Source organism: Paraburkholderia sp. Ac-20340 (assembly GCF_017104965.1).
Lineage (GTDB): Bacteria > Pseudomonadota > Gammaproteobacteria > Burkholderiales > Burkholderiaceae > Paraburkholderia.
On the sequence record NZ_JAAGPR010000039.1, the window covers coordinates 70,584 to 79,361 of the forward strand.

The window sequence follows — 8,778 nt, forward strand, 5'->3', positions numbered from 1 at the left end:
TTATTGAAGGTTTTGTAAGGATCGACAATCTAGCACCCGATCGTTGCGCATGCACCCGCGAGCGGCCACTTTATGCGTGACGTGTCAACTTGGCGCCTGATTCGCCACTTTTGCCACGTTTTTCGCTGCATACACACCACAAATGCCCTGCACGGGCGGCTTCCATTGCTGCCTCATTCTTCGCTCATTCTTCGCCGTTAAGCTGACCCTATGGGCCAAAGGCCCATAGCGCCCGACCGGCGCGATGCAGCGGCAACGCAGCATCCTTACGGTCCGGCCCCTCATCTTTTTACGCAAAGGACCGTAGCCATGTTTGCGCCGCTCGTCACCGCTTCCTTTCTCGGTCAGCCTGTCTGGCTCTGGGCCGCCTTTATCGCGGTGGTGATCGTGCTGCTCGCGCTCGATCTGGGCGTGCTGCATCGCGACGATCGCGAAATCGGCATCCGCGAAAGTCTCTGGCTCTCGCTGGGCTATATCGCGATCGGCCTGCTGTTTGGCGGCTTCATCTGGTGGCAACTCGGCGCGCAGCCCGCGACCGAGTACGTCACCGGCTATCTGATCGAAAAATCGCTATCGCTCGACAACGTCTTCGTGATCGCGTCGATCTTCGGTGCGCTCGCGGTGCCGCGTGCTTACCAGCATCGCGTGCTGTTTTGGGGCATCGTCGGCGTGCTGGTGCTGCGCGCGCTGATGGTCGGGCTCGGCGCTGCGCTCGTGATGCAGTTCGAATGGATGCTGTTCGTGTTCGGCGTCTTTCTGGCCGCGACCGGCGTGAAGATGCTGTTCGGCTCGAAAGAAGAGACGCGCGTGGAGGACAGCCGGATTCTGCGCACCATTCGGCGCGTGCTGCCCGTGACGGAGCGGCTCGAAGGCGGCGCGTTCGTGGTGCGGCGCGCGCATCCGGTCAGCGGCAAGCTCACGCGCTATGCCACGCCGCTGCTGGTCGCGCTGCTGATGATCGAATTCGCCGATCTGATCTTCGCGGTCGATTCGATTCCCGCGATCTTCTCGATCACGACCGATCCGTTCATCGTCTACACCAGCAATATCTTCGCCGTGCTCGGCCTGCGTGCGCTGTTCTTCGCGCTCGCAGCGATGGCGCACCGCTTCTACTACCTCAAGCATGCGCTCGCGCTGGTGCTGGTGTTTATCGGCGTGAAGATCTTCCTGGTGGGCATCGTCGGCAAGATTCCTGCACCGCTGAGTCTGGGCGTGACGGTGGCGCTGCTGGCCGGCGGCGTGGTGGTGTCGCTCATCAAGACGCGGCCTGCAAGTGCCGGGAGTGATGAAAGCGGCAAGCTGAAAACGCCCTGAAACCGCTGAGCGCCACTCCTCATTCTTCGCTCATTTTTCTCTGCGAGGATGGTTTCCACGGCAGCCGCATCGGCTGCCGCACCCGAAAGGAGCGCGACATGAAATGCCCGAACTGCCCTGACGTCACACTCGCGATTGCCGAGCGTCATGGCGTCGAACTCGACTACTGCCCGCAATGCCGCGGAGTCTGGCTCGATCGTGGCGAACTCGACAAGCTGCTGGAGCGCGCCGCGCAAAGCCAGACGTACCCGGCCCGGCGTCTCGACGATGACTACGACAGCCCGCGCGGCACGCATCATCGCTCGCGCGACTACGGCCAGCGCCAGGGCCACGGCAGCCACGAGCGGCGGCGCAAATCCTGGCTCGAAGACATTTTCGACTGAACGCGCGCCATCCATTTCTGAACGATTGATCAAGGACTCCTGACCATGCGCACTTACACCAGCAACAGCCCGCAGGCGGCCGGCCGGATCGTCGCCATTGCCCTGCTCGCCGACGGCCATCTGCATAGCAGCGAACTCGCCGCCGTGCATCGCGCCCACATCGCCGAACGGCTCGGACTCGCGCCGGGCGAATTCAGCACGATCCTGCGCGATCTCTGCGAAGACCTGCTGGCGAACGCGAACCTGAATTGGGGCGATGCCTGCAAGCTCGATTCCGATGTCATGCAGCAGGTGCTGCACGAACTGGAAGACCCGGTTCTGCGCGCCGAGGTGTTGAGCCTGTGTCTGGTCGCCGTTCACGCCGACCGCTATCTCTCGGACAGCGAAGCCGAACTGCTCGCCGTGCTGTCGAAGTCCTGGCAGGCGCATCCGTGGCAAAGACTGCTGGCGTCGTGACGACGCGCCAGTGCTGTACGTAATTTTGGACCGCTTTCCAGCGTGCCGGACGGACTTCCCCCGGTCTTGCACGCTACGCGGCGAGCCCCGCGCTCGCCGCGTTTTTTCTTTGCGCGGCCATCTTGTCTACACGCACACCGCCCAGCCCAGACCGCGCACATTGCGAATGACCGCATGGCCGAATTTGCGACGCACGCTGTAAATCACGGCATCGACGGCATTGCTTTCCACTTCCTCGCCCCAGCCATATAAACGCTCTTCCAGTTGCTGACGCGACAGAATCGCGCCCGGCCGCTCCAGCAGCGCAAGCATCAACGCATATTCGCGCGCGGAAAGATCGTCGCTCTGGCCGTCGAAGGTCAAACGGCGCGTATTCATATCGAGCGTCACGCGCGCGCCGCCCATCGTCGCCGAAGCAAAGCCGGATTTGCGCCGCACTACCGCGCGGATGCGCGCGAGCAACTCCTTGCTCTCGAACGGTTTGACGAGGTAATCGTCGGCGCCGAGGTCGAGTCCTTCGACGCGCGTATCCACATCGTCGCGCGCCGTGACGATGATGACCGGCGTGGCGTCGCTCGCCTCGCGCAGACTGCGCAGCACGTCGAGCCCGCTCATATCGCCCAGACCGAGATCGAGCAGGATCGCCGTGTACGAACCGTCGCGGATCGCCGCGCGACCGCTTTCGCCTGTGCGCACCCAATCGACGCTATACGACGCGTCCTTCAGCGCGCGCAGCAGCGCGGGCCCGATCAGCAGATCGTCTTCGATCAGCAGAATCCGCATTGATCAGCTTTCCTTACCATTTTTTTCTGGTTGGTCGAATGCTTCATTGACAGCGAGCGGCAATTCGATACGCGCCACGATGCCGCTTTGCCCATCGCTGCGATTCGCAAGCGTGACACGTCCGCCGTAGCTTTGCGCGAGCGTCTGGGCAATCGCAAGGCCTAGCCCGCTGCCTTGCTCGTCGTTGTCCGCAGCGCGGAAAAAGCGGTCGAAAACATGCGGCAGATCGCCTGGCGCGATGCCAGGACCATCGTCGATTACCTCGATCGTGACCTTCTGCGCCGCGCGCAGCACCGATACATCGACGCGCCCGCCCGCATGCACATAGCGGATCGCGTTATCGACAAGGTTCTTGATGAGCACGCGCATATCGCCTTCGGTGGCGCGCACGCTGGCATCGTCGAGCCGCTCGACGCCCAGATCCACGCCGCGTGCGTCCGCCAGCGGCAGCAGATCGGCGAGCACATCGGGCACGACGCGCGTGAGCGCAATCGTGTCCACACCGCGCGGCGAGCCGCCGATCTCCGCGCGCGCAAGACCCAGCAATTGCGACACCAGCGAACCCGTGCGCGCCACGCCGCGCTGCAAGTCGTCGAATCGCTCGCGGTATTGTTCGGGCGGCGCGTCGCGCAGATTGTCGATCTGCAACTGCATCGCTGAAATAGGCGTGCGCAGTTCGTGCGCGGCATCGGCGATGAACTTGCGCTCGGCGTTCACCAGCACCGAAAGCCGCTCGATCATGCGATTGATCGATTCGATAAACGGCCGCAATTCCACCGGCGCCTTCGCCGCGTCGAGCGGCTTGAGCGCGTGCAGATCGACGTTCGCCGCGCGCCGGCCGACGCGCTCCAGCGGCCGCAGCGACAGGCGCACGGTGATGGCGATCGTGAGCACCAGCAGCGGCAGCAGCGCGAGCACCGGCAGCAGGCTCCAGAACGCCACGCGCAAGGCGTTGCGATTGCGCATGCTGCGCGATTCGGCCACCTGGATGTATTCGTCGCCGGCGGCGAGCGCGAACACGTCCCACGCTTCACCATCGTAATCGATCGACGAATAGCCGGTTTGCACGCGCGGCAAGGCGATATCGGGGTCGCTGGTGCGGCTGGGCGCGGCGCCATCGTCGGCGGACCAGATCTGCACGACGAAGTCGTCGGAAGGGCGACGGATGCCGTTGGCTTCCGCGCTGGATGCCGCGTGATGCGACACGCCCGCCTGCACATGCGCGGCGGCATCGCGCAGGCTCGCGCTGAATTCGCTCGCGAGGCTACGCACCACGAGGAAAGTGCCGAGCGAACCCAGCACGCCAACCAGCAACGCAAGCGTGCCGATGGCGATGCTCAGGCGACGGTGCAGGGAATTCGCGGCGAAGAACATGAATCGGCTCGGGATGATGGGCCGTTCCATGATAAAGGATTCGGGGTCGGGGAAATGGGCGTGGCGGGCACGCGCAAGCGCCTGATGCCAGCGCCCGGTCAGTGCTAGATTGACCACTCGCACGCCCCACTTCTGCAGGGAGACGACCATGAGCAACACCGCACCGCGCCCCACTTTCGGCTCCGCCGTCTACTATCGCGATCCGTTCGCCGCACTCGACTGGCTGGAGAAAGCGTTCGGTTTCACGCGCCAGTTCGTCGTGACCACGCCTGACGGCAAACTCGCCCATTCGGAAATGCGCTTCCAGGACGGCTACGTGATGATCTGCGGCGGCTGGCCCGGCATGGCCTACTCCAGCCCGGCCGATGTCGAAGGCAAGAACACGCAATCCGTGCACGTGCAGCTAGTCAGCGATCTGGACGCTCACTGCGCGCGTGCGCGCGCCGCAGGCGCAAAGATCGTGCGCGAACCGTCCGACCAGTTTTACGGCGACCGCGTCTATGCGGCAATGGACCCGGAAGGCCACGTGTGGAGCTTTGGACAAACGACGCGCGAAGTCTCGCGCGAGGAAGCCGAGCAAGCCAGCGGCCTGAAGATCGACGGCTGGGTTTAATGCCTGACTCGAACGCCGGGCAACGCCGGGCGCGCAAAAACAAACGCCCCGACGGGCGAACCGTCGGGGCGTTTGAGGGATTGCTTACAGCGCGGCTTAGCGTTGCGAGATCGGCTTCGCTTCGCGCGGCGTGTTGCCGATGAACAGCTGGCGCGGACGGCCAATCTTCTGTTCCGGATCGGCGATCATTTCGTTCCACTGGGCAATCCAGCCCACCGTACGCGCCATCGCGAAGATACACGTGAACATCGACGTCGGGATGCCCAGCGCGCGCTGCACGATACCCGAGTAGAAGTCGACGTTCGGGTACAGCTTGCGCGAGACGAAGTATTCGTCTTCCAGAGCGATCTTTTCGAGCGCCATCGCCAGTTTGAACAGCGGATCGTCGTGCAGGCCCAGTTCGTTGAGCACTTCGTGGCACGTTTCGCGCATCAGCTTCGCACGCGGATCGTAGTTCTTGTAGACGCGGTGACCGAAGCCCATCAGCTTCACGCCCGAGTTCTTGTCCTTCACCTGCTTGATGAACTCGGGGATGTTCTCCACCGAGCCAATTTCTTCCAGCATGTTCAGTGCGGCTTCGTTCGCACCGCCGTGCGCCGGGCCCCACAGACAGGCGATACCGGCCGCGATACACGCGAACGGGTTCGCACCCGACGAACCTGCCAGACGGACCGTCGAGGTCGAGGCATTCTGTTCGTGGTCGGCGTGCAGGATCAGGATACGGTCGAGCGCGCGCACCAGCACGTCGTTGACCTTGTACTCTTCGCACGGGTTCGAGAACATCATGCGCATGAAGTTCGCGCTGTACGACAGGTCGTTCTGCGGGTACACGAACGGCTGGCCGATCGAGTACTTGTACGCCATTGCGACCAGCGTCGGCAGCTTGGCAATCATGCGGATTGCCGAAACTTCGCGATGCTTCGCGTTATTGATGTCGAGCGAGTCGTGATAGAAGGCCGACAGTGCGCCAACAGCCGCGACCAGAATGGCCATCGGGTGAGCATCGCGACGGAAACCACGGAAGAAGAACTGCATCTGCTCGTGAACCATCGTGTGCTGCGTGACGGTCTTCACGAACTCGTCCTTCTGCGCCTGGTTCGGCAGCTCGCCCTTGAGCAGCAGATAGCAGGATTCGAGGAAGTCGGCGTTTTGCGCGAGGTTGTCGATCGGGTAGCCGCGGTACAGCAGCTCGCCCTTGTCCCCGTCGATGTAGGTGATCGCCGAGTTGCACGCTGCCGTCGACATGAAGCCCGGGTCATACGTGAACTTGCCGGTCTGACCGTACAGTTTGCGGATGTCGATCACATCCGGGCCTTGGGTGCCCTTGTAGATCGGCAGTTCGACGCTCGGCGAATTGTCGCTGAACGATAGCGTGGCTTTTACATCAGACGGGGTCATAGCACATCCTCAATCGAAGATAAACACAGGATTCGATAGTTTGCACGTCCGGCGCGGCGCCGCCTTCTCCCTGGCGGTCGCCGCAGCATCTCAGACGTTGCGAAGCAGCTCCAGCACCCGCTTCACGTCCGGGTCGGCAAGATTGCCTTCTGGTTCCTTGCGTGCGAGCAGCAAGTCCATCAGGTCGTTATCGCTCAGCTCGAGCAGGCGCGTAAGTGCGCCTACATCGGCGTCGCTGAGGTCATGCTCATAGCGGTCGAAAAATCGCTCGAAAATAATGTCGTTTTCGAGCATACCGCGCCGCGCGCGCCAGCGAAGGCGCGCGCGGCGATGAGGGTCAGACTGGTGCGAGTCCATTCAATCTCGCCAGGTCAAACCGCGCGGCGGACCATCAGTTCCTTGATCTTGCCGATCGCCTTCGTCGGGTTCAGGCCCTTCGGGCAGACGTCGACGCAGTTCATGATCGTATGGCAACGGAACAGACGGTACGGGTCTTCGAGGTTATCGAGACGCTCGCCGGTGGCTTCGTCGCGGCTGTCCGCGATGAAGCGATAAGCCTGCAGCAGACCTGCCGGGCCGACGAACTTGTCCGGATTCCACCAGAAGCTCGGGCACGACGTCGAGCAGCTCGCGCACAGAATACACTCGTACACGCCGTCGAGTTCGTCACGCTGTTCAGGCGACTGCAGACGCTCTTTTTCGGGCGGCGGCGTGTCGTTGATCAGGTACGGCTTGATCGAGTGGTACTGGTTGAAGAAGTGCGTCATGTCGACGATCAGGTCGCGCACGACGGGCAGGCCCGGCAGCGGGCGCAGCACGATCTTCTGCGGCAGTTCGTTCAGGTTCGTGAGACACGCCAGACCGTTCTTGCCGTTGATGTTCATCGCGTCCGAACCGCACACGCCTTCGCGGCACGAGCGACGGAACGACAGCGTCTCGTCCAGTTCCTTGAGCTTGACCAGCGCGTCGAGCAGCATGCGCTCGTGCGTGATTTCCAGCTCGTACGACTGCATGCGCGGCGCCGCGTCCTTGTCCGGGTCGTAGCGATAGACTTCAAAAATACGTTTGGCCATTTCCAAATTCCTTTTGACTGGCGTGTGCCTTAGAACGTACGCGCCTTCGGCGGCACGGACTCGACGGTCAGCGGCTTCATGTGAACCGGCTTGTAGTCAAGACGGTTGCCTTCGCTGAACCAGAGCGTATGGCGCAGCCAGTTTTCGTCGTCGCGGTGTTCGTAGTCGCTGTGTGCGTGGGCGCCACGGCTTTCCTTACGGGCTTCAGCCGACACCATCGTTGCCTGCGCAACTTCCACGAGGTTCGCCACTTCGAGCGCTTCGACGCGCGCGGTGTTGAACACCTTCGACTTGTCCTTCAGGTGGATGTGCTTCGCCTGCTCGGTGACTTGCGCGATGTCCTTGACACCTTCCGCAAGCAGCGCCGAGGTACGGAACACGCCAGCATGCTTTTGCATCGAGCCGCGGATTTCGTTCGCGACGCTTTGCGCGTACTCGCCCGAAGTCGAGTTGTCGAGCTTCGCAAGGCGAGCCAGCGAGAAGTCTGCAGCATCGGCCGGCAGCGGCTTGTGCTCTTTCAGTTCCTTCACGTGCTTGACGATGTGGTTGCCGGCAGCGCGGCCGAACACCACGAGGTCGAGCAGCGAGTTCGTGCCCAGACGGTTTGCGCCGTGCACCGAGACGCACGAGCATTCGCCCACAGCGTAGAAGCCGTTGACGACTTCTTCGTGACCCTTAGGCGTACCGACGACCTGACCATTGATGTTGGTCGGGATGCCGCCCATCTGGTAGTGAATCGTCGGAACGACCGGGATCGGTTCCTTGATGCAGTCCACGTTGGCGAACTTCAGCGCGATTTCGCGGATCGACGGCAGACGCTTCATGATCGTCTCTGCGCCGATGTGCGACAGGTCGAGCAGCACGTGATCCTTGTGCGCGCCGACACCGCGGCCTTCCTTGATTTCCTGGTCCATCGAACGCGAAACAAAGTCACGCGGCGCCAGATCCTTCAGCGTCGGTGCGTAGCGCTCCATGAAGCGCTCGCCGTTCGAGTTGCGCAGAATGCCGCCTTCGCCGCGCACGCCTTCGGTGATCAGCACGCCCGCGCCGGCCACGCCGGTCGGGTGGAACTGCCAGAACTCCATGTCCTGCAGCGCGATGCCCGAACGTGCGGCCATACCCAGGCCGTCACCGGTATTGATGAACGCATTCGTCGATGCCTGGAAGATCCGGCCCGCGCCGCCCGTGGCGAACAGCGTGGTCTTGCCTTCGAGGATATAGACGTCGCCCGTTTCCATTTCGAGCGCGGTCACGCCGAGCACGTCGCCTTCGGCGTCGCGGATCAGATCCAGCGCCATCCATTCGACGAAGAACGTGGTCTTCGCAGCAACGTTCTGCTGGTACAGCGTGTGCAGCAGCGCGTGACCGGTACGGTCAGCCGCCG

General features: G+C 62.6%; 10 protein-coding genes. 4 read left to right on the top strand and 6 right to left on the bottom strand.

Translation table 11 applies throughout. The features are described 5' to 3' along the window. The first annotated feature begins 309 nt into the window (after positions 1-309). From G3N59_RS32030 to G3N59_RS32040, 3 genes are all read left to right on the top strand, one after another. Complete coding sequence (locus G3N59_RS32030; protein WP_205986866.1) at positions 310-1,314, top strand: TerC family protein; 1,005 nt, start codon at positions 310-312, stop codon at positions 1,312-1,314. Positions 1,315-1,412: 98 nt separating this feature from the next. Next, entirely contained in the window at positions 1,413-1,697 is a 285-nt protein-coding gene (locus G3N59_RS32035; RefSeq protein ID WP_205986867.1) for a zf-TFIIB domain-containing protein, read from the top strand. 45 nt (positions 1,698-1,742) lie between these two features. Beyond that, on the top strand, positions 1,743-2,153 hold the full coding sequence (locus G3N59_RS32040) for a TerB family tellurite resistance protein (protein WP_205986868.1): 411 nt from the start codon (positions 1,743-1,745) through the stop codon (positions 2,151-2,153). A 126-nt stretch (positions 2,154-2,279) separates the two neighbouring features. Here G3N59_RS32040 and G3N59_RS32045 read toward each other — a convergent pair whose 3' ends face one another. Further along, positions 2,280-2,936 (bottom strand): response regulator transcription factor, encoded by a 657-nt coding sequence (locus tag G3N59_RS32045; RefSeq protein ID WP_205986869.1) that lies wholly within the window; start codon positions 2,934-2,936, stop codon positions 2,280-2,282. A gap of 3 nt (positions 2,937-2,939) precedes the next feature. Further along, complete coding sequence (locus G3N59_RS32050; RefSeq protein ID WP_241024564.1) at positions 2,940-4,460, bottom strand: HAMP domain-containing sensor histidine kinase; 1,521 nt, start codon at positions 4,458-4,460, stop codon at positions 2,940-2,942. Here G3N59_RS32050 and G3N59_RS32055 point away from each other — a divergent pair. Then, the gene (locus tag G3N59_RS32055) at positions 4,459-4,923 is read left to right on the top strand and encodes a VOC family protein (RefSeq protein ID WP_205986870.1); all 465 of its coding nucleotides are present in this window, start codon (positions 4,459-4,461) and stop codon (positions 4,921-4,923) included. The two genes, G3N59_RS32050 and G3N59_RS32055, sit on opposite strands and share 2 nt — an antisense overlap. 96 nt (positions 4,924-5,019) lie before the next feature. Here G3N59_RS32055 and gltA read toward each other — a convergent pair whose 3' ends face one another. From gltA to G3N59_RS32075, 4 genes are all read right to left on the bottom strand, one after another. Next, complete coding sequence (gene gltA / locus G3N59_RS32060) at positions 5,020-6,321, bottom strand: citrate synthase (protein ID WP_205986871.1); 1,302 nt, start codon at positions 6,319-6,321, stop codon at positions 5,020-5,022. Positions 6,322-6,411: 90 nt separating this feature from the next. Further along, a complete protein-coding gene (locus G3N59_RS32065; RefSeq protein WP_167068785.1) occupies positions 6,412-6,678 on the bottom strand; it encodes a succinate dehydrogenase assembly factor 2 in 267 nt (88 codons plus the stop codon). Between the two features lie 14 nt (positions 6,679-6,692). Continuing rightward, the gene (locus G3N59_RS32070; protein WP_035531265.1) at positions 6,693-7,394 is read right to left on the bottom strand and encodes a succinate dehydrogenase iron-sulfur subunit; all 702 of its coding nucleotides are present in this window, start codon (positions 7,392-7,394) and stop codon (positions 6,693-6,695) included. A 29-nt stretch (positions 7,395-7,423) separates the two neighbouring features. Continuing rightward, positions 7,424-8,778, bottom strand: a 1,355-nt coding sequence (locus G3N59_RS32075; RefSeq protein ID WP_205986872.1) for an FAD-binding protein, incomplete at its 5' end; no start/stop codon positions are given.